The sequence below is a fragment of the Ruegeria sp. BE3 genome, assembly GCF_056538865.1.
In genome coordinates, this window is sequence record NZ_JBQFTW010000001.1 from 904544 (window position 1) to 926248 (window position 21705).

At 58.8% G+C, this 21705-nt stretch carries 18 protein-coding genes and 1 tRNA gene; 7 read left to right on the top strand and 12 right to left on the bottom strand.

The annotated features are described in order from the left end of the window. The first annotated feature begins 12 nt into the window (after nucleotides 1-12). On the top strand, nucleotides 13-2040 hold the full coding sequence (locus tag ACR0AZ_RS04485) for a ComEC/Rec2 family competence protein (RefSeq protein ID WP_480666857.1): 2028 nt from the start codon (nucleotides 13-15) through the stop codon (nucleotides 2038-2040). On the opposite strand, the gene lexA is transcribed toward ACR0AZ_RS04485, so the two are convergent. The 6 genes from lexA to ACR0AZ_RS04515 form a co-directional block, all read right to left on the bottom strand. Further along, a complete protein-coding gene (gene lexA, locus ACR0AZ_RS04490; RefSeq protein WP_480471894.1) occupies nucleotides 2034-2732 on the bottom strand; it encodes a transcriptional repressor LexA in 699 nt (232 codons plus the stop codon). The genes ACR0AZ_RS04485 and lexA overlap by 7 nt on opposite strands. Nucleotides 2733-2802: 70 nt before the next feature. Continuing rightward, nucleotides 2803-3975 carry a molybdopterin molybdotransferase MoeA gene (locus tag ACR0AZ_RS04495; protein ID WP_480666858.1) on the bottom strand — a complete coding sequence of 391 codons (1173 nt, stop codon included), beginning with the start codon at nucleotides 3973-3975 and terminating at the stop codon, nucleotides 2803-2805. After that, a complete protein-coding gene (gene moaC / locus ACR0AZ_RS04500) occupies nucleotides 3972-4445 on the bottom strand; it encodes a cyclic pyranopterin monophosphate synthase MoaC (protein WP_480469698.1) in 474 nt (157 codons plus the stop codon). Before moaC ends, ACR0AZ_RS04495 begins: the two co-directional genes overlap by 4 nt. Continuing rightward, nucleotides 4445-5257, bottom strand: coding sequence for an indole-3-glycerol phosphate synthase TrpC (trpC, locus tag ACR0AZ_RS04505; protein ID WP_480469699.1), 813 nt, complete (start codon nucleotides 5255-5257; stop codon nucleotides 4445-4447). Before trpC ends, moaC begins: the two co-directional genes overlap by 1 nt. After that, the gene (trpD, locus tag ACR0AZ_RS04510) at nucleotides 5254-6273 is read right to left on the bottom strand and encodes an anthranilate phosphoribosyltransferase (RefSeq protein WP_480469700.1); all 1020 of its coding nucleotides are present in this window, start codon (nucleotides 6271-6273) and stop codon (nucleotides 5254-5256) included. Before trpD ends, trpC begins: the two co-directional genes overlap by 4 nt. Further along, nucleotides 6270-6851, bottom strand: a complete 582-nt coding sequence (locus ACR0AZ_RS04515; protein ID WP_480469701.1) for an anthranilate synthase component II — start codon at nucleotides 6849-6851, stop codon at nucleotides 6270-6272. The genes trpD and ACR0AZ_RS04515 overlap by 4 nt, the downstream gene beginning before the upstream one ends. Nucleotides 6852-7048: 197 nt before the next feature. Here ACR0AZ_RS04515 and ACR0AZ_RS04520 point away from each other — a divergent pair, with 197 nt between their 5' ends. Continuing rightward, entirely contained in the window at nucleotides 7049-8554 is a 1506-nt protein-coding gene (locus ACR0AZ_RS04520) for a divergent polysaccharide deacetylase family protein (protein WP_480484997.1), read from the top strand. A 33-nt stretch (nucleotides 8555-8587) separates the two neighbouring features. On the opposite strand, the gene trpE is transcribed toward ACR0AZ_RS04520, so the two are convergent. The 5 genes from trpE to fabI all read right to left on the bottom strand — a co-directional run bounded on the left by trpE (nucleotide 8588) and on the right by fabI (nucleotide 14595). Then, complete coding sequence (gene trpE, locus ACR0AZ_RS04525) at nucleotides 8588-10099, bottom strand: anthranilate synthase component I (RefSeq protein WP_480469703.1); 1512 nt, start codon at nucleotides 10097-10099, stop codon at nucleotides 8588-8590. A 12-nt stretch (nucleotides 10100-10111) separates the two neighbouring features. Beyond that, complete coding sequence (locus ACR0AZ_RS04530) at nucleotides 10112-11953, bottom strand: peptidyl-prolyl cis-trans isomerase (protein WP_480469704.1); 1842 nt, start codon at nucleotides 11951-11953, stop codon at nucleotides 10112-10114. Between the two features lie 81 nt (nucleotides 11954-12034). After that, nucleotides 12035-13210, bottom strand: a complete 1176-nt coding sequence (locus ACR0AZ_RS04535; protein WP_480469705.1) for an aminotransferase — start codon at nucleotides 13208-13210, stop codon at nucleotides 12035-12037. Between the two features lie 65 nt (nucleotides 13211-13275). Then, entirely contained in the window at nucleotides 13276-13785 is a 510-nt protein-coding gene (gene gpt, locus ACR0AZ_RS04540; RefSeq protein ID WP_480666860.1) for a xanthine phosphoribosyltransferase, read from the bottom strand. Nucleotides 13786-13788: 3 nt separating this feature from the next. Continuing rightward, entirely contained in the window at nucleotides 13789-14595 is an 807-nt protein-coding gene (gene fabI, locus ACR0AZ_RS04545; RefSeq protein ID WP_480666861.1) for an enoyl-ACP reductase FabI, read from the bottom strand. 135 nt (nucleotides 14596-14730) lie between these two features. Here fabI and pdxH point away from each other — a divergent pair, with 135 nt between their 5' ends. The 4 genes from pdxH (at nucleotide 14731) to ACR0AZ_RS04565 (ending at nucleotide 16580) form a co-directional block, all read left to right on the top strand. After that, nucleotides 14731-15336, top strand: a complete 606-nt coding sequence (pdxH, locus tag ACR0AZ_RS04550; RefSeq protein WP_480469708.1) for a pyridoxamine 5'-phosphate oxidase — start codon at nucleotides 14731-14733, stop codon at nucleotides 15334-15336. A gap of 121 nt (nucleotides 15337-15457) precedes the next feature. Beyond that, nucleotides 15458-15985 carry a cold-shock protein gene (locus ACR0AZ_RS04555; RefSeq protein WP_480469709.1) on the top strand — a complete coding sequence of 176 codons (528 nt, stop codon included), beginning with the start codon at nucleotides 15458-15460 and terminating at the stop codon, nucleotides 15983-15985. Nucleotides 15986-15992: 7 nt separating this feature from the next. Further along, nucleotides 15993-16460, top strand: coding sequence for a DUF192 domain-containing protein (locus ACR0AZ_RS04560; protein WP_480666862.1), 468 nt, complete (start codon nucleotides 15993-15995; stop codon nucleotides 16458-16460). Between the two features lie 43 nt (nucleotides 16461-16503). Then, a tRNA-Pro gene (locus ACR0AZ_RS04565) sits at nucleotides 16504-16580 on the top strand. An 11-nt stretch (nucleotides 16581-16591) separates the two neighbouring features. Here ACR0AZ_RS04565 and ACR0AZ_RS04570 read toward each other — a convergent pair. Continuing rightward, nucleotides 16592-17026 (bottom strand): hypothetical protein, encoded by a 435-nt coding sequence (locus ACR0AZ_RS04570; RefSeq protein ID WP_480469711.1) that lies wholly within the window; start codon nucleotides 17024-17026, stop codon nucleotides 16592-16594. Between the two features lie 546 nt (nucleotides 17027-17572). On the opposite strand from ACR0AZ_RS04570, the gene ACR0AZ_RS04575 reads away from it, so the two are divergent. Further along, nucleotides 17573-21190, top strand: coding sequence for a vitamin B12-dependent ribonucleotide reductase (locus ACR0AZ_RS04575; RefSeq protein ID WP_480469712.1), 3618 nt, complete (start codon nucleotides 17573-17575; stop codon nucleotides 21188-21190). The last annotated feature ends 515 nt before the right edge of the window (nucleotides 21191-21705 follow it).

The window sequence follows — 21705 nt, forward strand, 5'->3', positions numbered from 1 at the left end:
ACGGGGGCAACCATGCGTGTTCTGGCAAGGGCCGAGGCCGCGTTACTGACCCAACGTGGGTATCTGTTTCCATGGGCTCCGGTTTGCCTGGCGGTTGGGATTGGCTGGTATTTCAGCCTTCGGTTCGAACCGGACGCTGCGCTTTATGTCGCCGTGACGGTTCTGGCATTGGTCAGCGCGGTCGCCGCCCGGTGGATGCAGGCGGCCTGGGCGCCGCTGGCGATCGGTGTTGCCCTTGTGGCGGCAGGGTTTCTGCTTGCGGGTGCGCGGGCACACACCGTTGCAGAGCCGGTTTTGCAATGGCGCTATTATGGCCCGGTCGAGGGGAGGGTCGTGGCGCTGGACCGCTCTGCGTCGGACGCGCCGCGGGTTACTCTTGATCAGGTGCGGATCGGGGACGTTCCTGCGGATCAGAGGCCCCGGCGCGTCCGGCTTTCGTTACATGGCGATTCTACGCATTTGTCGCCGGGGCAGAGGGTAATGACCACTGCACATCTCTCGCCACCGCAAGGTCCGGTCGAACCCGGCGGTTTCGATTTTCGCCGCCATGCGTGGTTTCAGCGACTGGGCGCAATTGGCTACACTCGGGTACCTGTTCTGACGATCACGCCTGCTGACCAGGGCGTCGAAGGCGTCCGGGTCACCGCATGGCGTATGGCAATTTCGGATCACGTGCGCTCGGTGTTGCCCGGCGAGGTCGGTGGTTTCGCCGCTGCCGTTACCACAGGTGACCGAAGTGGGATGGATCAGGCCGCGCTGGACAGGCTGCGCGCTTCGAACCTGGCGCATCTACTGGCGATCTCAGGGCTGCATATGGGGTTGTTGACAGGGTTTGTCTTTGTGGCCTGCCGCATGGGGCTGTCGTGCAGTCCCTCTGTTGCCTTGCGCTTGCCTGTCCGCAAACTCGCCGCGATTTGCGCGCTGTGTTCCGCGACGATCTATTTGTTCCTGTCCGGCGGAAACGTCGCGACCGAGCGCGCCTTTGTGATGGTCTGCGTCATGTTGGGTGCTGTGCTTCTGGATCGCCGCGCGATCTCGCTGCGCGGAGTGGCAGTTGCTGCATTGATCGTCATGGTTCTGCGGCCTGAGACACTGCTGAGCCCGGGATTTCAGATGTCTTTTGCGGCCACCACAGCGCTTGTGGCCGTGTTCGGTGCCTTGCGCGACCATGGTCATCTGCCCGGGCCCAAATGGCTGGGGCCGGTTTGGGCGGTGTTGATATCATCGGGCGTTGCCGGGTTGGCGACAGCCCCGATCGGAGCGGCGCATTTCAATACGTTGTCGCACTACGGTCTGGTGGCAAATCTACTTTCGGTTCCAATGATGGGCAGTTTGGTCGTCCCGGCGGCAGTTATCGCGGCGTTGCTGGCGCCGTTTGGGTTGGACGGCATAGCGCTGTATGTCATGGGGTTGGGATTGCAGTGGATACTGGCCGTGGCAGATTGGGTATCAAATCTGGATGGCGCACAGAGTCACGTCGCCAGCCCACCGGATTTTGCGTTGCCGGTTCTTTCAGGTGCGCTGCTGTGGCTCATCCTGTGGCAGGGGCGCGCCCGTTGGCTGGGTGTTATTCCGGCGAGTTTTGCTTTGGCGATGTGGGGGCAGGGATACCGGCCTGACGCTCTTATTGCCGAAACAGGAGGCCTTGTCGGGGTGATGACCGAACAAGGCCGTGCCTTGAGCAAAGAGAAGGGTGGCGGCTTTGTCGCTTCGGTCTGGTTGGAGAATGACGGAGATTCCGCTGATCAGCCAAAAGCGGCAGGGCGTTGGCCAAATGCCTCGCGCGGCGTTCAGCGTTATTTGGTTGGAGATAAGGAGCTCGTGCACCTCACCAGAAAGCGTGCAGCGCTTGCATTTGATGAATGCGAGAGCGGGCAAATCGTGGTGGCTCCGGTTTCACTGGAGCTGAGAGGGGATTGCATTTTCTATGACCCAAACAAGCTGCACGAAACGGGGAGTCTGGCGCTTTCGAACGGACGGCTGCTCAGCAGTGCTGAGGTGACGGGCGACCGGCTTTGGTCGCCCAGCACCCATCAGTAACTGCGGATCAGGCCAACCAGTCGGCCCTGAACCTTGACTTTGTCTTCGGGCAGGACGCGCGTCTCGTATGCGGGGTTTGCAGCTTCAAGCGCGATGGCCTGACCCCGGCGGAAGAAACGTTTCAGCGTGGCCTCCTGGTCTTCGACCAGCGCCACCACGATGTCACCGTTATCGGCGGCTGAGGTTTCGCGGATCACCACAACGTCGCCATCATTGATGCCCGCGTCGATCATCGAATCTCCCCGCACTTCAAGCGCGTAGTGTTCACCGTGACCTGAAACCATCGTGCCCGGCACCGCGACTCTGTGCGAAACATGGCTGATGGCTTCAATCGGCACACCGGCGGCAATCCGACCCATGACCGGGAGTTCCATCGCGTCGACCGTAACGGGTTCGAAATTGGCCGGGCGCGGCCCTTCGGGGCGATCCCCTTCGATCACGCGCGGTTTGAACGCAGCCGTCGGCTCTCCACCAAGGCTTTCGGGAAGCTTGACAATCTCGATCGCGCGGGCCCGGTGGGCGAGGCGGCGGATGAAGCCACGCTCCTCCAACGCAGTTATCAGACGGTGGATGCCGGATTTCGACCGCAAATCCAGTGCAGCCTTCATCTCATCAAAACTGGGCGGAACACCGTCCGCCTGCACGCGTTTATGGATGAATTCCAGCAAATCCAATTGCTTCTTGGTCAGCATCGCTCGCACCTCATCGCTCATGCGTTTTCTTTTGTTCTACGCATGTTCACGTTTTGTGTCAACGGATTTGCTAAATTGGCAGATAAAGCACCTCTTCCCCGGCGGCGCGGGCGGGATCATGCGGCTGGCGCACCAATAATGCGTTGGCCTGCGCCAGAACACTTAGAAGTGAGCTGTCCTGATCCTCGCACGCACGAATGCCGCCTTCGTTCAAGACCGCCCGCATGTAATGTTCTCGCGGACCATTTTCGGCAAGCGGCGCTGCAAGGCGAGCGCGTTTGAACGGGTTCAAAACCTGTTCGATTCCCAGCATCCGACGTACCATCGGGATCAGAAAGAGGTAGCCGCAGACCATCGCGCTGACCGGATTTCCAGGCAGGCCAACCATCGCGGCATCACCCAGACGACCAGCCATCAGCGGTTTACCAGGGCGCATACGGATCTTGTAGAACGAACGCTCCATCCCCAGTGCTTCAGAGACGTCGGCGACCAGATCATATTCACCAACCGACGCCCCGCCGATTGTCACCACAAGATCAGCGCCTTGCGCCAGACCAAAGGCCGTTTGCAGCGAGGCAACCGTGTCTTGTGCGATGGGTAGCACGCGTACATATGCACCAGCGTCTTCCAGCAACGCCTTGAGGCCAAAGGTATTCGAAGCAATGATCTGATCGGGGCCGGGGGTCTCACCCGGCATGACCAGTTCGTCGCCAGTTGAGATCAGCGCCACCACCGGTTTCCGTGTCACCGGGACCGAGGCAATATTCATCGCTGCCATCAGCGCCATATCTTCAGCGCGGAGCCGTCGTGGCGCAGTAATCTGCGCACCAACGGTAAAATCCACCCCAGCCGGGCGAATGTTGGATTTTGGACCCGGCGCATCCGTGATGGTAATCAGATCGCCGCGCCGATCTACGTCTTCCTGTATGACGACAAAATCAGCACCTTCGGGCACGGGAGCACCAGTGAAAATGCGGATCGCCTGACCGGCTCCAACTGTGCCGTCGAAACGCTTGCCGGCTGCCGCCTCACCGACCACTTTGAACATGGCGTGCAGTTCGACTTCAGCAGCTTTGACCGCGTAGCCATCCATCGAAGAAGCCGCAAATGGCGGCTGATCACGGGTGGCAGAGACGTTCTGCGCAAGAATACGTCCCGAAGCTTCGATCAAGGGAACACTCTCGGCAGGTAGCGCTGAGACAAGGTCGAACAGAAGGGCGCGTGCGTCTTCGACTGAAATCATGTCGCTTCGTAACGCCCTGATTTCCCGCCATCTTTAAGAAGAACGCGAATCCCGCCGATCTCCATAGCTTTATCGACGGCCTTGGTCATATCATATACGGTCAATGCCGCAGTCGACACGGCTGTCAGCGCCTCCATCTCAACCCCGGTTTGACCCGAAGTCTTGACGGTTGCCTCGATCTGCACGCCAGGCAGATCCGAATCCAGTGTCAGTTCTACCGCGACCTTGGTGACCGGCAGAGGATGGCAGAGCGGAATCAGGTCCGGCGTTTTCTTCGCGCCCATGATCCCGGCAAGCCGTGCCACGCCCAGAACATCGCCCTTCTTGGCGCGGCCTTCTGAAATAAGATCAAAGGTTTCTCGTGTCATCTTGATGTGACCCGCCGCGACCGCGACCCGGTCGGTCACCGCCTTATCCGAGACATCCACCATATGCGCCTGACCTTGGGCATCGAAATGGGACAACGGCATCACATCACTCCGGGGATCAGCGGGTTGGCCAACAGGGATCGGGTGGCCGTGGCAACGTCGTCCTGCCGCATCAGGCTTTCGCCTATCAGGAAGCAGCGCGCGCCATAACGGGCGATGTCGGCCAGATCAGCGGGCGTACTCAGACCGCTTTCGCACACGATGGTCCGATCGGCTGGAACCAGTTTTGACAGATGGCGTGTCGTATCAAGAGTGGTCTCGAAGGTCTTGAGATTGCGGTTGTTTATCCCGATCAAAGGACTTTTTAACTGGGTCGCGCGTTCCAGCTCTTCAGCGTCATGGACTTCGATCAGAACATCCATTCCCCAGTCAAAGGCGGTTTGTTCGAGTTCTGCCGCCTGTGCATCCTCGACGGACGCCATGATGATCAGGATGCAATCCGCACCCAGCGCACGCGCCTCGACCACTTGATAGGGGTCATACATAAAATCCTTGCGCAACGCCGGCAGCGAACAGGCCGCGCGCGCCTCCGTCAGAAATTCTTTTGCGCCCTGAAAACTGGGAGTATCGGTCAGCACCGACAGGCATGCTGCGCCGCCGTCTTCATAGGCCTGGGCCAACGCAGGCGGATTGAAATCCTCGCGGATCAGACCTTTCGACGGGCTGGCTTTCTTGACCTCGGCAATCAGCCCATAGCCGTTGCGCGTGGCATTATGCAGAGCGTTGGCGAAGCCACGCACTTCGGGTGCATTGCGAGCCTCAGACTCCAGTGCTTCCAATGACTTTTGCGCCTTGTCTGAAGCGACTTCTTCCAGCTTGTAGGCTTTGATCCTGTCCAGAACGGTCTCGGTCATGCGGCTTCCTGTGTAATGCGTGCCAGCGCGTTGATCTTTTCGCGAGCTTTGCCGCTGTCTATACTTTCCAGCGCCATGGCGACGCCTTCGCGCAAATCACTGGCTGCGTCGGCGACGACGAGAGCGGCGGCGGAGTTCAGCAACACCGCGTCGCGGTAGGCCGAGGGCTGCCCGTCCAGTAGAGCGTGGAACGCGACGGCGTTTTCTTCCGGCGTGCCGCCGATGATGTCCTCGAACGGGTGAACCGGCAGGCCTGCGTCTTCGGGATGAAGCTCGACCTCTTTCACAACACCGTCCTCTACTGATGCGACCCAACTGATGCCCGTAATCGTCAACTCATCGGTGCCATCCGATCCATGCACTAGCCAGGCATGTTCTGCGCCCAGAAGGCCCAGAGTTTCAGCCATGGGGCGTATCAGGTCGCGGCTGAAGGCGCCGGTCAGCTGACGTTTCACGCCAGCCGGATTGGTGAGCGGGCCCAGAATGTTGAAAATTGTCCGCGTCCCGAGTTCTTGCCGCGAGGGCATTACATGGGCAATCGCAGGGTGATGCATCGGGGCCATCATGAAGCCGATACCGACTTCTTGTATCGCTTTTTCAACCACTTCTGACCCGACCATCACGTTGATTCCAAGCTGGCCGAGTGCATCTGCCGCGCCGGATTTCGAGCTCAGGTTCCGGTTGCCGTGTTTTGCAACCGTGACCCCGGCTCCTGCCGTTACAAAGGCCGTCGCGGTTGAGATGTTTAGGGTGCCTTTGCCATCGCCACCCGTGCCGACGATATCAATCGCACCTGCCGGTGCCTTCACAGCGTTGCATTTCGCGCGCATAACGGCGGCGGCGGCTGCATATTCGTCAACGGTCTCACCCCGCGTACGCATCGCCATCAACAACCCGCCGATCTGGCTTGGTGTCGCGGCACCTTCAAACAGGATGCTAAAAGCTTGTTCTGCCTCGGCGCGGGTCAGAGGCCGATCAGCCGCAGCGCCAATCAGCGGTTTCAGAGCGTCGCTCATGCGGGGACTTTCATTTCATTCAGGAAATTCTTGAGCAGGGCATGTCCGTGCTCGGAGGCGATGGATTCCGGGTGGAACTGAACCCCATGGATTGGCAGCTCTTTGTGCTGCAGGCCCATGATGGTGCCGTCTTCGAGTTCCGCCGTGATCTCAAGGCAGTCAGGCAAGCTTTCGCGTTCGACAACCAGCGAGTGGTAGCGAGTTGCCTCAAAGGGCGAGGGTAGCCCGGCGAAGACACCTTTGCCGGTGTGGTTCATCGTGCCCATCTTGCCATGCACGATCTCATGGCAGCGCACGACCTTGCCACCAAACGCCTGACCGATGGTTTGATGCCCCAGACAGACACCCATCAGCGGTGTTTGCGTCTCGGCCGCCGCCTCGGTCAATGCCAGACAGATACCGGCCTGATCCGGGTCGCAGGGGCCGGGGCTCAGCAAAATACCAGCCGGGTTCATCGCCATCGCTTCCTGCACGTCCAGCGCATCATTCCGGCGCACGACCATCTCGGCTCCAAGCTCACCGAGGTAGTGAACAAGGTTGTAGGTAAACGAGTCATAGTTGTCGATCAGCAGCAGCATTTGAGCACTTATCTTCTTATGGGCATTTCAGGCTGGCGATGCAGCCCGTTGCCACGGTATGATGTCGGGACATACATGCTCAGGCTTGTGCGGCAGCGTCAAGAGGACATACCCAACTTGGCGCAGCACAAGTGAGCACCGCGGAAGATGGTGTATGGGCGGAAGAGGCACGAAACAACGCGAGAGGCGAGATTTCGATGGGCGGATTTTACGGTGGACTGATCGCCGGGGCGGTCTCTGTACTGGCTTTGGGTGTTATCTTGTCGCTGACGACGCCTTTGTCGCGCAAACCCGAAGTGACGGCTGAGGCACCAGAGGTGGCTGAAGCGCCGGAACTTGCGCAGGCTGTCGAGATCGAAGAGGCCAGTGTTGATGCGGATCTGGTTGAGCTGCCGCCTTCGGGACCAGAAAGCCCCGATGCCGCGTCGGATTCGCTCGACGCGCTCTCCGGCATCGAGTTGGAACCGGGCCAGCGACCCGAACCCGTTGATGTGCCCGCCGAGTCTGAAACCCCTGAGCCGGTCTCAACGACCACGGTGACTGTACAGACGGACGCTCCTGCCGCGCCGCAGGCTCCTGCGTCAGCCCCTGCTTCACCTCAACCTGAGGCGGAACCCGAGGTCATCGCAGAAGCGCCTCCGCCGCCTGCGCCTGAGAGCGAGCCAGAGCCTGAAGTGGTCGCAGAAGCGCCGGAACCTGAGAGTGTCGAGACAATCCCTCCAGCGGAGAGTATCGATGAGGCGCCAGACAAAGAGTTGCCTCAGATAGCTGCTATTCAGCCGGATGCAATTGAGACACCCGAGCCTGAGACTGCGCCGCAGGACAATCCGATAGCGGTTGAGGGTGAGGAAGATACCCAGCCAGTATCTAAGCCTCGTGTCCGCACGTTGCCGCAAATCGGAGGGGATGGGTCGACTGGTTCCAGCACTTTGGTTGGCAAACGCGTTGTGCCGCTGACGGATCGCGACGATCCACCCGCCGAGCCGACGGATGAGACGGTTGCGGAAGCAAAAAAACCGATCGAAGAACATGCGGCAAACTTTGAGAACCCTGAGTCAAAGCCGCTGATGTCGATCATACTGATCGATGATGAAGGTGCCTTTGGTGCCGAAGCGTTGCAGGACTTCCCGTATCCGCTGAGCTTTGCCATCAGCCCAACTGATCCGGATGCCGCCGAGAAAATGGCCCGTCATCGCGAGGCCGGGTTCGAGGTGCTTGCGCTTGTTGATATGCACGAAGCGTCAACTGCGCAGGACGCCGAGGTATCCCTGTCCGTATGGCTGGACCAGTTACCCCATACGGTTGGCATCCTTGAAGGTATCGAGACGGGCATCCAGGGCAACCGCAAGCTGGCCGATCAGGTCGCGGCAATTGCAGGCGACAGTGGGCGCGGGGTGGTCATGCAGGACAGTGGTCTGAACACGGTGCAGAAATTGGCCGCGCGCAATGGCATCCCCTCAAGCGTTGTGTTCAGGGATTTCGACGGGGCCAAGCAGGACCCCAAGGTCATGCGCCGCTTTCTGGATCAGGCGGCCTTTCGCGCCGGGCAGGAGGGTGCTGTGGTGATGCTGGGACGCCTGCGCCCCGAGACGATCTCGGCTCTGTTGCTTTGGGGACTCGAAGACCGCGGCAGCCGCGTGGCGATGGCCCCGATCTCGGCCGTGATGATGCAAGAGGTTCAGCAGGACGACTCCGGGTCCTGAACATAAAACGGCGGCAATGATGTGCTGCCGTTCTTAGCTGTTCCCATTTCCAGTAAATCGCGCTGCATCGGCCGCCGCACGGCGGATCGCGTTCGATTTGTGGACGGTCTCCATATATTCCGCCTCGGGGTCGCTGTCATAGACAACGCCGCCGCCCGCCTGGATATAAAGCTTGTGGTCTTTGACGATGGCCGTGCGTAGGGCGATACACATATCCATATCGCCGCCAGCACTGAAATACCCAACGCCGCCACCATAGATACCACGCTTTTCGGGTTCCAACTCGTCGATGATCTCCATCGCACGCACTTTGGGCGCACCCGAAACCGTACCGGCAGGCATCCCGGCAAAGAACGCATCCAGCGCGTCTTTGTCCTCGGCCAGTTCCCCGACCACGTTCGACACGATGTGCATCACGTGGCTGTAGCGTTCGATGATGAACTCTTCGGTGGGGCGTACTGTACCGATCTTCGCGACGCGACCGGTATCGTTACGGCCCAGATCCAGCAGCATCAGATGCTCTGCCAATTCCTTCTTGTCGGCCAGCAGATCGACCTCGTTGGCCTTGTCTTCTTCGGGCGTTGCGCCGCGTGGACGGGTGCCTGCGATAGGGCGTATTGTGACTTCGTTACCGAAGACCCGCACGAGGATTTCCGGGCTGGCACCCACCACCTGAAAGCCGCCAAAGTTGAAATAGAACATGAAGGGCGACGGGTTTGTGCGTCGCAACGAACGGTAGAGCGCGAAAGGGGGTTGCGGGAAATCCTGCGTCCAACGCTGCGCCGGGACGACCTGAAAGATATCGCCTGCGCGGATGTATTCCTTGGCCTTTTCTACGGCCTCCATATAACCCGACTTGGTGAAGTTCGACACAGGCGGTCCAACTTCAATCGCCTCGCCCAGATCGCGCGTCTCAGCAGGCATCGCGCGTTCCAGATCACGCACGGCGTCCATCACGCGTTCTGCTGCTTGCGCATAAGCGGCTTTGGCGGTTTGGCCTTCGCTGACCCATGCGGGCGATACAACGGTGACTTCGCCTTTGACGCCATCTAATACGGCGATGACCGACGGGCGCAGCATGATCGCGTCCGGTAGGTCCAAGGGATCGGGATTCACATCCGGCAGGTACTCCACCAGCCGCACCATGTCATACCCCAGATAACCGAACAGCCCGGCAGCCGCCTGCGGCAGATCATCCGGCAGCGCGATGCGGCTTTCGGCCAGCAAGTCGCGCAGATTGTCCATCGGGTTGCCATTCTGCGGTTCAAACGCTTCGGCGTCGAACCGGGCAGACCGGTTCAGGGCTGAAGCTTCGCTATGACAGCGCCAGACCAGATCGGGCTTCATACCGATGATCGAATAGCGCCCGCGCACCTCACCCCCGGTCACCGACTCGAGCATGAAGGCATCCTTCTGCGCCCCCGTCAGCTTGAGCATCAGCGAAACCGGCGTATCCAGATCGGCGGCAAGGCGGGTATAGACGACCTGATTTTCGCCTGCGTCATAGGCGCGCGCGAAACTGTCGAAATCCGGTGTCAGGGCCATCTGATGTCTCTTCTAGTAGCTTGAACGCACTGCGTTCAGCGCTTGCTGATCCAGCACGGGGCGCGCACGCGTTTGAGCGTCACGCACGTAGATATCAAAAATGTTCTGTGCCAGCGCCTGATTCATCTGTGCGGCCAGCGCGTCCTGCATCCGGCGTTGTTCATCGGTCTCCGCCGGGGGCAGCTCTTCGTCCAGCCGCACGATCAGTGCAGTGCCATTGCCGGGAATGACGCGCAGCTCAGCAGGGTCCATTTCGAAGACCTGAGTCATGAAATCGACAGGCACGTCCTCAAGAAACGCGGTGCGGGTCAAAGCGTTTTCGACGCGGAAGGGCAGACCAGTCGCGGTGAAATCGCCATCCGTTGCAAGTTGCGTCAGGATCGAATTGGCCTGGTTTTGCAGTGCTTTTGCAGTCTCATCCTGCACCCAGGCACCGGCAACCCGAGCGCGCGCGCTTTCCAATGGTTCGGGACGTTCGGGCAGAACCTCATCCAAACGCATGGCGAAGAGCGATCCATCTTCGAGGAATGCGACCTCGGGGAAATCGTCTTCCTGAATGGCGACCGCGGCTTCGCGGAATCCGTCATAGGCGGCGACACCTTCATCGCTTTGTTGCGTCCAGTCGATCTGACCCAGCTCAAGCTCGGTCTCGTCAACCAGCTCTTCCAGCGTTGCACCGCCTGCCAGCAGGTCATTTATGTCTTCGGCCTGCGCTTCGATTTGACGACGTGCACGCTCGGCAGCCAATTCTTCGCGTAGCTCGGCTTCAGCTTCTTCGAATGTCACGTTGTTCGCAGCCAGCGAGCCGTTTATGCGGAACAGGGCAGGGCCGAAGGTGGACGGCAAAGGACCAACGACATCGTCGATCTCGGCAGCGAAGACTGCATCGGCGGCTTCGCCCAGATTTTCGCGGGTCACATCTCCCAAGTCCACATCGCTGAGATCAAGCTGACGATCGCGAACCAACTGCTCGAAATCGGCACCGCCAACTTCCAGCTGCGCCAACGCCTCGGTCGCCGCCTCTTCGCTGGGATAGGTCAGGCGTTCGACCAGACGGCGTTCGGGCTGCTGGTATTGATCTGCACGCTGATCATACAAACGGCGCAGCGAGTCCTCATCGACCTCAACCGTGTCCAATAACATCTCGGGCGACAGAATGGCGTAGGTCAGGCGTTTGGTGCGGGGCAGGGTAAAGCGATCGCCGTTTTCGTCGTAATAGGCCTGTACCTGCTCATCCGTTGGCTCAGCAACCGGAGTTTCAAGCGCATCGGCAGACAAAGTCGCGACGGTAAAGCTGCGGCGGGCGAGGACATAGTTCGACAACGTCTCGGTCATTGTCAGAGGCATCTCGACCCCGCTCGTGACCGCGCCCTGAACGATGGTACGCGCAGATTCCTTGCGCAGGTCAGACTCGAATTCAGCATCGGACATGCCGACCTGATCCAGTTGAAAGTCATAGGCTTCGCGGTCGAATGTGCCATCGACGCCCTGAAAGGCGGGGATCTGCACGATCTCGCGCTGCAGGTTTTCATCGCCAATCGAGATTCCGAGCTGACCTACCTCATTGTCCAGGGCAGCGAGTGCGATCAGTCGGGACAAGGCAAGTTGATCCAGACCCAGATCAATGGCTTGCGAGATTTGCATCGGCTGGCGGGTCTGGGCCTCGACCGCGCGAATTTCGCGCTGCAATTCGCGGAAATATTCGTCGACGGAAACACTTTCATCCCCGACCTGAGCCACGGTACGTACCGTGCCCGTCAGGCTGGTCGCACCGAATCCTGCAAGGCCCAGCATTAAAAGACCCATAAGGATCCATACAAAGGTCTTGGATAGGTTTTTCATGCCTGCGGCCATGGTGCCCTCTTGGTTGTATTGGCGAGTGTCTGCCCTGTTGGTTGCGGCCCTGAATACGATGCACGGCGCGGGGGGGCAAGCTCAGATGGACAAGCCCTGCAGCCGGTCGAATAATTGCGCAATACCGGCGCGGTCGAGATTGGCAAACGCGACCCTGACCTGCCGCTTTCCGGCCGGGTCATGGTCGGGCATGAACATCGTGCCGGGCAGCAGTAGAACCCCGGCCTCGGCCACCAACCGTTTCGCCAATTCGTCCGAGGGAATATCGAACGGGTGTTCGAGATAAGCGAAATACGCACCCAGACCCAGCAGACGCCATCCCTTTTCGGCAAGGCGTGGCATGCCTTCCGTGATCGCTGCGCGGCGGTCGAGGATTTCTTCCCGCTCGCCCGCGACCCATTGTGACAGGTTCTGCATGCCCCAGAGCGCGGCGAACTGCCCGATTTGACCGGGGCAGATCGCGACAGTGTCGAGAAACTTCTCAATCTCGGCCAACAGGGCAGGACTGGTCGCAATTGCACCGACGCGGTGACCCGTCAGCCGATAGGCCTTCGAGAATGAATAGAGGTGGACTAGCGTGAGGTCCCAGTTGGGCTGCTGAAACAGCTCATGCGGAGGGCCGCTGCGGCTGTCGAAATCGCGATAGGTCTCATCGACCAGCAAACGCAGACCGAATTCCTCTGCGAGGTCATAGAACGCGCGCACCAACCCAGCAGGGTATTCCACACCACCGGGATTATTCGGGGTAACCAGTGCAATCGCGCGCGTTTTATCGGTGATCAGAGCGCGCGCCCTGACTGGGTCGGGTAGAAGATCATCGCCAGTGGATAGGTCGATGGCCGTGACCCCGGCCATATCAAGCCACATTTTATGGTTGAAATACCATGGGGTTGGCAGGATGACTTCATCCCCTTGATCGGTGATTGCGGAAATGACGGCCGAGAAGGCTTGGTTACAGCCGGAAGTGATCGCCACCTGGGCGGCAGTGACACGTGCTTCGTAGTGGGCGCTGATCTGCGTGGCAAGCTCGGCCCGAAGATCATCGTTACCCAAAACGGGGCCGTAGAGATGAGCGCTGTCTTGCGATACGGCGAATTCTGCCATCGCTTGTCGCAGTGCCAGTGGTGGCGGATCAACCGGCGCCGCCTGGCTGACATTGATCAGAGGCCGATCTTCGGAAAACGTAACGCCGTCAAGCCAGCGGCGCGCCTCCATCACCGGTGGGGGGAAGGTGGCGCTGGTGCGTGTCTGAGCCATGGCAGGACCGTCCTTTTGCGAGGCTCCGCCCCGCGATCCGAGGTTTTTTGAACAGCAATAAAGGGTCAGTCGGCGCCGCGATAGGGCTCAACATATTGCAGGGCCATGTCCCACGGAAAGAAGATCCACGTGTCCTGGCTGACCTCGGTAATGAAGGTATCAACCATGGGGCGACCTTTGGGTTTGGCATATACAGTGGCGAAATGGGCTTTGGGGTACATCTCACGCACGAGTTCCAGCGTCTTACCGCTATCGACCAGATCATCAATGATCAGAATGCCCTCGCCATCCCTCATCAAATCGGCGTCAGGAGCCTTCAGTACCTCGGCCTCGCCCTGTTCCTGATGGTGATAGGATCTCACGCTGACGGTATCGACGGTGCGAATGTCGAGCTCGCGGCTGACAATCATCGCAGGAGCCATGCCACCGCGAGTGATGGCCACGACGGCGCGCCATGCGCCGTCGTCGGGGCCTTGCCCGTCAAGCCTCCACGCCAAGGCGCGCGAGTCGCGGTGAATCTGGTCCCAGCTGATGTGAAAGCCTTTTTCGTGGGGCAGGCGATCCTTGGCGCTCATGTTTTAACCCTTCTCAACGTCTGGTGCGTCAACGGCTTTCATGCCGACAATGTGATAGCCCGAATCCACGTGCAGGTTTTCACCGGTCACACCACTGCTGAGATCAGACAGCAGGTAGAGCGCTGAGTTGCCTACGTCGTCGATCGTGACGTTGCGGCGCAGGGGCGAGTTATACTCGTTCCACTTCATGATGTACCGGAAATCACCGATGCCGCTGGCTGCCAGCGTCTTGATCGGACCGGCCGAGATCGCGTTCACGCGAATGCCATCCTTACCGAGGTCTTCGGCAAGATATTTCACCGACGCCTCAAGCGCGGCCTTTGCGACGCCCATGACATTATAATGCGGCATCACCTGCTCGGCACCGTAATAGGTAAGCGTGATGGCAGAGCCACCCTCGGTCATCAGCTTTTCTGCGCGCTGCATGACTGCGGTAAACGAGTAAACCGACACATCCATGGTCAGCTTGAAGTTCGCACGGCTGGTATCGACATAGCGACCGCGCAGCTCGTTCTTGTCGGAGAAGCCGATGGCGTGCACGACGAAATCCAGCTTACCCCATTTCTGTTCGAGTGCTGCGAACAGACCATCGATTGATTCTTCGTCGCTAACATCGCAGGGCAAAACGACCTCGCTGCCCAGTTGCGCCGCCAAAGGGTCGACGCGTTTCTTCAGGGCATCACCCTGATAGGAAAAGGCCAGTTCGGCCCCGGCGGCGGACAAGGCGCGGGCGATTCCCCATGCGATTGATTTGTCATTGGCCAGTCCCATGATGAGGCCGCGTTTTCCGGCCATCAACTGATTTGACATCTTCGGTTCTCCGCATGTCGTCGCGTTATGTCCGGTTGGTTTATGCCATTGATTGGTCTGCATCAAGGCCATGCGCTCTTGCCCGCAGCGGGTTCTCGCCTTAGGGTCAAGTTCAACTGTTTCCAGGGGATGGAAATGAACGAGCGCAGTGGCATCTTTGCCGGGGCCGATCCGTTTGAAATTGCGGGACGGTGGCTGGCTGAGGCAGAGAAGACAGAATCAAACGATCCGAACGCGATTGCGCTGGCGACCGTGGATTCAGAAGGTCTACCCAATGTCCGGATGGTATTGCTGAAGGAAATCGAAAAAGACGCGTTTGTCTTTTATACCAATTATCACAGCGCCAAAGCCCAGGAACTCGATGACGCCGGCAAGGCAGCCTTCGTGATGCACTGGAAATCTTTGCGGCGTCAAATTCGTGTTCGTGGTACAATCACCCGCGAGGACGGTCCGCAGGCGGATGAATACTATGCATCGCGCTCGCTCAAGAGTAGACTAGGGGCTTGGGCGTCGCATCAGTCGCAACCGCTTGAAAGCCGTGCAACTCTGATGGCCGAAGTGGCTAAAGTGACGGCGAAGCTGGGAACGAATCCGCCGCGCCCTAAATTCTGGGGTGGGTATCGATTGGTGCCTGTTGAAATAGAGTTTTGGGCCGACGGAGCCTTTCGGCTGCATGATCGGTTTCAGTGGAGACGTGACGGTGACGCATCTAACTGGCAAGTGCAGAGGTTAAATCCGTGACGTTCGCGTATCGTGAAATGCAACAGTCGGTAAACAAAGGCTTTTTTCAGCTTGAATTTGCGGGCCAATACCATAAACAACAAACCCTTAACGACTTAGTAATCTTCGTGATGGGAAAACAGTGCCAGAAGATCTGAACAGCATGTACCGCGTTCGTGGACACGTAAAATGGTTCGACCCCGCCAAGGGGTACGGATTTGTTGTGTCCGACGAAGGTGGGCCGGATATTCTGTTGCACGTCAACGTCTTGCGGAATTTCGGTCAAAGCTCGGTCGCGGACGGCGCCGGGATCGAGATCATGACACACAAGACCGACCGCGGTGTTCAGGCGGTCGAGGTCGTCAGTGTGGATCCACCGGTTCGTGCCGAGACCATGATGCTTGCCGATTTTGCCGAGCTTGATCCGAACGTGATCGGAAGCGCGCCGCTCGAGGCTGCGCGGGTCAAATGGTTCGACAAGGGTAAGGGTTTCGGGTTTGCGAACGTGTTCGGCAGCAGCGAAGACGTGTTTCTTCATATTGAGGTTCTGCGTCGCTCGGGCCTTGCTGATCTGCAACCGGGCGAGGCGCTGGCCATGCGGGTCATCGATGGCAAGCGCGGGCGCATGGCCGCTCAGGTGCTAGCCTGGGAAGCGGCACTGAACAGTTAAGCAGTACATGAAGAAATTCGCGACAGCTCTAATTGCTCTCACGGTTCTGTTCTCTGGGACCGCCTGGGCCGAGTGTCGTGCTGACCGGGTTGAGCTGCGAAATGATGCGGCGCAGGTTCGGTTCGACATCGAACTGGCAGTGACCCCAGAGGAACGGTCGCGCGGATTGATGTTCCGTGAGAGCATGCCCAGCCGGTCGGGGATGTTGTTTATCTTCGATCCGCCGCAACGCGTGGCATTCTGGATGAAGAACACACTGATTCCGCTCGACATGATTTTTGTGGATCGCGCTGGCGCGGTGACGCGCGTGCATGAAGGGGCCGTTCCTGGCGATCTGACCCCGATCGAGGGCGGCGATTCGGTCTATGCTGTGCTTGAAATCAATGCAGGGCTCGCTGCACGCTATGGCATTCGGCCCGGAACTCAGATGCGACACGAAGTTTTTTCGCAAGGTCCCGCAATTTGGCCCTGTTAGGGCTTTTCAAATCAGATTGCCGCGTTTAGGAAGGCGCACGGTCCGGGGCGTGGCGCAGTCTGGTAGCGCACCTGTTTTGGGTACAGGGGGTCGTAGGTTCGAATCCTGCCGCCCCGACCACTTCTCTCTGTTTACACTGGCGTTCCGCCGAAAGTGTTGTAGAGCCGCGAAAAATCGCGATCCAAATCCTTGCTTTCTACCGGAATCCTTAGCGTTTTACCGCTTTTCTGCGGAACAAGGAAAAACAACTCGGCATCCACGCGATAGCCTTGTTGGTTTTTTGTCGAGCTCAGTCGCGTCACGATCTGAGGCAAATTCTGTGGATAACCGTCATAGCTGAGAATCAGATAGGCGGTGGCCTGAGGGGACAGCGTCTCGTGGCACTCATAGCTGTTCGAACTGGTTTTCCGATAGCTGTCACCGGGGCCTGAACAATCTGTCTTGAAGGTGTTGAACAGGCTTTCTGGATAACTTGGGAACTGAGCACTGCGCGATGCAAGCAGCGCCTCTTGTGATGTACAAGACACGGTCAGGGCCAGAAGGGGCAACAGAAGCAGCAGGCGCATGGTGGAATAAAATCCCGTACGGAAAAAACACAACACGCTGACTATGCCATGTGTTCAACACAGTAGACGATGATTCTCTGATAGTGTTCTTGATGGCCGCGCGCTTGATCAATTTCGCGTAACTGTGGCGTTCAAAACGGGAAATCAATTTGGGACTAATGGCTCGTGCGTGATTGATCCGGGCGACCGGCCTGTGGAGGAATCATCGACCGGCGATTTCCCGCCTGTTTGTCAGATTGGGTCAAGCCAAAAGATTTCAAAAATGACCCAAAAAGCCCGTTGACCAACTATGGGTATATACGTCAGATTGTATAAACCGATGAACGAGCCACTAAATCTGGTAGGTAATGACCAGAAGCGGGCGTCGGGCAAGGGACGGACAGCAAACCAATATAACGTGCGACCGCGTAAGCGGTTCTGCGCTGTAACGGGCAGCGCTAGGTCCTTTGTGCCTTTGTTGAATCGGTTGTGCGGGCGGCACCCCGCAACACAAGATTTGGTGTCGGGGTTGAAAATTTTGGACAACGTGAAGCTGGGGCAGCGGACATGAAGATTGAAAGAAAATTCACCAAACCGGGGCAGGATGCATATGCCGAGCTGGATTTTGTGTCCGCAACGTCCGAGATCCGCAATCCGGATGGCACCATCGTGTTCCGCTTGGACGAGATCGAGGTTCCCGCGAAGTGGAGCCAGGTAGCCAGCGACGTCATCGCGCAGAAGTATTTCCGCAAGGCGGGTGTTCCGTCCAAGCTGAAAAAGGTCAAGGAGAAGGACGTCCCTGAGTTCCTGTGGCGCTCTGTTCCCGCTGATGACGCTGAATTCGATGGTGAAACTTCGTCAAAGCAGGTGTTCGACCGTTTGGCTGGTGCTTGGGCCTATTGGGGCTGGAAGGGCGGCTATTTCTCGACCGAGGACGACGCGCGCGCTTACTTTGATGAGATGCGGTATATGCTGGCAACCCAGCGCGCCGCGCCTAACTCGCCGCAGTGGTTTAACACCGGTCTGCACTGGGCATATGGAATCGACGGTCCGGCGCAGGGTCACCATTATGTTGACTACAAAACCGGCAAGCTGACCAAATCGAAATCGGCTTACGAGCACCCGCAGCCGCATGCGTGCTTCATCCAGTCCGTAGATGATGATCTGGTCAACGAAGGCGGTATCATGGATCTGTGGGTGCGCGAGGCGCGCCTGTTCAAATACGGCTCAGGTACCGGGACCAACTTCAGCCATCTGCGGGCTGAGGGCGAGGCGCTGTCGGGTGGCGGCAAGTCCTCGGGCCTGATGGGCTTTCTCAAGATCGGTGACCGCGCCGCCGGCGCGATCAAATCGGGCGGGACAACCCGTCGGGCAGCAAAGATGGTAATCGTCGATGCGGATCACCCGGATATCGAGCAATTCATCGAGTGGAAAGTGATCGAAGAGCAGAAGGTTGCCTCGATCGTTGCGGGATCAAAGATGCACGAGAAGATGCTGAATGGCATTTTCGAGGCCATCCGCAGCTGGGACGGTGCGCAGGACGATGCGTATGAGCCCAACAAGAATGATAGTTTGAAGAAAGCGGTGCGTGAGGCGAAAAAAGTTGCGATCCCCGAAACTTACATCAAGCGCGTGCTGGACTATGCGCGGCAGGGTCACGACAGCATCGAGTTCCCGACTTACGACACGGACTGGGATTCGGAGGCCTATAGCTCGGTCTCGGGTCAGAACTCGAACAACTCGATCCGCGTGACCAATGCGTTCCTGACCGCTGTCGAGAAAGATGCCGATTGGGAACTGATCAACCGCACCGACGGCAAGGTCGCTCGCACCGTCAAGGCGCGGGACCTTTGGGAGAAAGTTGGCCACGCCGCTTGGGCCTGTGCCGATCCGGGCATTCAATTCCACGATACCGTCAACGAATGGCACACATGCCCCGAAGATGGTGAGATTCGCGGCTCGAACCCGTGCTCGGAATATATGTTCCTCGATGACACGGCCTGTAACCTGGCGTCGATGAACCTGCTGACCTTCCTCAAGGATGGTGAGTTCCAGGCGGCGGACTATATGCACGCTTCGCGCCTGTGGACCCTGACGCTGGAAATCTCGGTGACCATGGCGCAGTTCCCGTCGAAGGAAATCGCGCAACTGTCCTATGACTTCCGTACTTTGGGTCTGGGTTACGCCAATATTGGCGGTCTGCTGATGAACATGGGCTACAGCTATGACTCGGACGAGGGCCGGGCGATCTGTGGCGCGCTGACCGCGATCATGACCGGTGTGGCTTATGCGACCTCGGCGGAGATTGCAGGCGAGCTTGGCCCGTTCAAAGGATATGAGCGCAACGCCGATCACATGCTACGCGTCATCCGTAACCACCGCCGTGCGTCGCAAGGTGTGACCGACGGTTATGAGAAGCTGGCCGTGAAGCCGGTGCCTCTGGACCACGGCAATTGCCCGGACAAACGTCTGGTCGATCTGGCCATGTCGGCTTGGGATGAGGCGCTGAACCTCGGTGAGAAGAACGGCTACCGCAACGCGCAGGCCACAGTTATCGCACCGACCGGCACTATTGGTCTGGTGATGGACTGCGACACAACCGGGATCGAGCCCGATTTTGCGCTGGTTAAATTCAAAAAGCTGGCCGGTGGCGGTTACTTCAAGATTATCAACCGCTCGGTGCCTTCGGCGCTGGAGAAGCTGGGCTATTCCTCGGCTCAGATCGAAGAGATCGTGGGCTATGCGGTTGGGCACGGCACCATCGGCAACGCACCGGGGATCAACCACACCTCGCTGACCGGTCATGGCTTTGGGCCGAATGAACTGGCCAAAGTGGACGCCGCACTGGAAAGCGCCTTCGACATCCGGTTCGTCTTCAACCAGTGGACACTGGGCGAGGATTTCTGCACCGGCGTTCTGGGCATCCCGGCGACCAAGCTGAACGACCCGACATTCGACCTGCTGCGCCATCTGGGCTTTACCAAGGCGGATATCGACGCGGCCAATGACCACGTCTGCGGAACCATGACGCTGGAAGGCGCGCCGCACCTGAAAGAGGAACACTACGCGATCTTTGACTGCGCCAACCCGTGCGGCAAGAAAGGCAAGCGTTTCCTGGGGGTTGATAGCCACATCACTATGATGGCGGCGGCGCAGAGCTTCATCTCGGGTGCGATCTCGAAGACGATCAACATGCCGAACGACGCGACCATCGAGGATTGCCAGAAGGCCTACGAACTCAGCTGGTCGCTGGGTGTGAAGGCCAATGCGCTGTACCGCGACGGCTCAAAACTGTCGCAGCCCCTGGCCGCGGCGCTGGTCGAGGATGACGACGAGGCAGCGGAAGTGCTGGAAAGCGGCTCGACGCAGGAAAAAGCTGTCGTTCTGGCCGAGAAAGTGATCGAGAAGGTTGTGGTCAAGGAAATGATCCGCAGCCACCGCGAGAAACTGCCGCATCGCCGCAAGGGTTACACTCAGAAGGCAATCGTGGGTGGCCACAAGGTCTATCTGCGCACTGGTGAGTTCGAAGACGGCAAGCTGGGCGAGATCTTCATCGACATGCACAAGGAAGGCGCTGGCTTCCGGGCGATGATGAACAACTTTGCCATCGCCGTGTCGGTTGGTCTGCAATATGGCGTGCCGCTAGAAGAGTTCGTGGACGCCTTCACCTTCACCAAATTCGAACCGGCAGGGATGGTGCAGGGCAACGACTCGATCAAGAACGCGACATCGATCCTAGACTATATCTTCCGTGAACTGGCTGTGTCCTATCTGGACCGCACCGATCTGGCCCATGTGAAGCCCGAAGGCGCGACGTTCGACGATCTGGGCCGTGGCGAGGAAGACGGATTGTCGAATGTGTCTGAGATCAGCGACAGCGCGGCGACCAAGTCGTTGGAAGTGCTGAAACAAATCAGTTCGACTGGCTATTTGCGCAAGCGTCTGCCGCAAGATCTGATGGTCTTTAACGGTGGTCAGGCTGACGTAACCGGCATGGCAGAAACCTCAGCCGCTTTCGAAGCACCTGCTGAAACGGCAGTCGCAACCGGAATGGACGCCCGCACCAAAGCCAAGATGCAAGGGTACGAGGGCGATCCCTGCGGTGAATGTGGAAACTACACGCTGGTGCGCAACGGCACCTGCATGAAATGCAACACCTGCGGCGCGACAAGCGGGTGTAGCTGAGTTTAGCGCCCCGGCAACCCGGGGTGCAGGGGTCGGATAGCTGCCACAGGTACCGACCCCGACGAATACGGAGCAAGGCGCTGAGACTTACCATCGATGCCTTGGTCCACTCGGCCGACATGCCCGTGTTGGCCGGGAACAGGGTGGGGCGGAATATTTGCTCCCTCCCACTCTCTCACGGGGCGGGTGCGCTCGCCCCATGCGCAGTCCAGGCCGCAGGCAAAAAAACACCGGGCGGTCAACGAAATGAGCCTGGAAGGCGAAACTGACAGGGGGCTTCGGCCCCCTTTCTTTTTTGGGCCGCCGAGTCGGTCTTTTCAGCAGACCCTTGCCGGATCGCACGCCTTTCATCGGGTAAAGCTTGCCTAATCTTCAGTTGGCCGTTTTGCCCGGCAGGGCTTTGCAGATGCGACTCAGTCAAACACGCAGAGATTGGCCTGAATGGCTTGGGATCGCGGAATGCGGGTGACCTGTGTGATCAAGAGGCTTTTTGTGGTGCCTGTCCGGACGAGAAA

Bases quoted from the DNA above. Each gene is read 5' to 3' on its own strand.
- ACR0AZ_RS04495 (WP_480666858.1), bottom strand. From the start codon at position 3,975: ATGATTTCAGTCGAAGACGCACGCGCCCTTCTGTTCGACCTTGTCTCA.
- ACR0AZ_RS04530 (WP_480469704.1), bottom strand. From the start codon at position 11,953: ATGGCCGCAGGCATGAAAAACCTATCCAAGACCTTTGTATGGATCCTT.
- ACR0AZ_RS04560 (WP_480666862.1), top strand. From the start codon at position 15,993: ATGAAGAAATTCGCGACAGCTCTAATTGCTCTCACGGTTCTGTTCTCT.
- pdxH (WP_480469708.1), top strand. From the start codon at position 14,731: ATGAACGAGCGCAGTGGCATCTTTGCCGGGGCCGATCCGTTTGAAATT.
- ACR0AZ_RS04570 (WP_480469711.1), bottom strand. From the start codon at position 17,026: ATGCGCCTGCTGCTTCTGTTGCCCCTTCTGGCCCTGACCGTGTCTTGT.
- ACR0AZ_RS04520 (WP_480484997.1), top strand. From the start codon at position 7,049: ATGGGCGGATTTTACGGTGGACTGATCGCCGGGGCGGTCTCTGTACTG.
- gpt (WP_480666860.1), bottom strand. From the start codon at position 13,785: ATGAGCGCCAAGGATCGCCTGCCCCACGAAAAAGGCTTTCACATCAGC.
- moaC (WP_480469698.1), bottom strand. From the start codon at position 4,445: ATGCCGTTGTCCCATTTCGATGCCCAAGGTCAGGCGCATATGGTGGAT.
- fabI (WP_480666861.1), bottom strand. From the start codon at position 14,595: ATGTCAAATCAGTTGATGGCCGGAAAACGCGGCCTCATCATGGGACTG.
- ACR0AZ_RS04535 (WP_480469705.1), bottom strand. From the start codon at position 13,210: ATGGCTCAGACACGCACCAGCGCCACCTTCCCCCCACCGGTGATGGAG.
- trpD (WP_480469700.1), bottom strand. From the start codon at position 6,273: ATGAGCGACGCTCTGAAACCGCTGATTGGCGCTGCGGCTGATCGGCCT.
- ACR0AZ_RS04575 (WP_480469712.1), top strand. From the start codon at position 17,573: ATGAAGATTGAAAGAAAATTCACCAAACCGGGGCAGGATGCATATGCC.
- ACR0AZ_RS04515 (WP_480469701.1), bottom strand. From the start codon at position 6,851: ATGCTGCTGCTGATCGACAACTATGACTCGTTTACCTACAACCTTGTT.
- ACR0AZ_RS04485 (WP_480666857.1), top strand. From the start codon at position 13: ATGCGTGTTCTGGCAAGGGCCGAGGCCGCGTTACTGACCCAACGTGGG.
- trpE (WP_480469703.1), bottom strand. From the start codon at position 10,099: ATGGCCCTGACACCGGATTTCGACAGTTTCGCGCGCGCCTATGACGCA.
- trpC (WP_480469699.1), bottom strand. From the start codon at position 5,257: ATGACCGAGACCGTTCTGGACAGGATCAAAGCCTACAAGCTGGAAGAA.
- lexA (WP_480471894.1), bottom strand. From the start codon at position 2,732: ATGCTGACCAAGAAGCAATTGGATTTGCTGGAATTCATCCATAAACGC.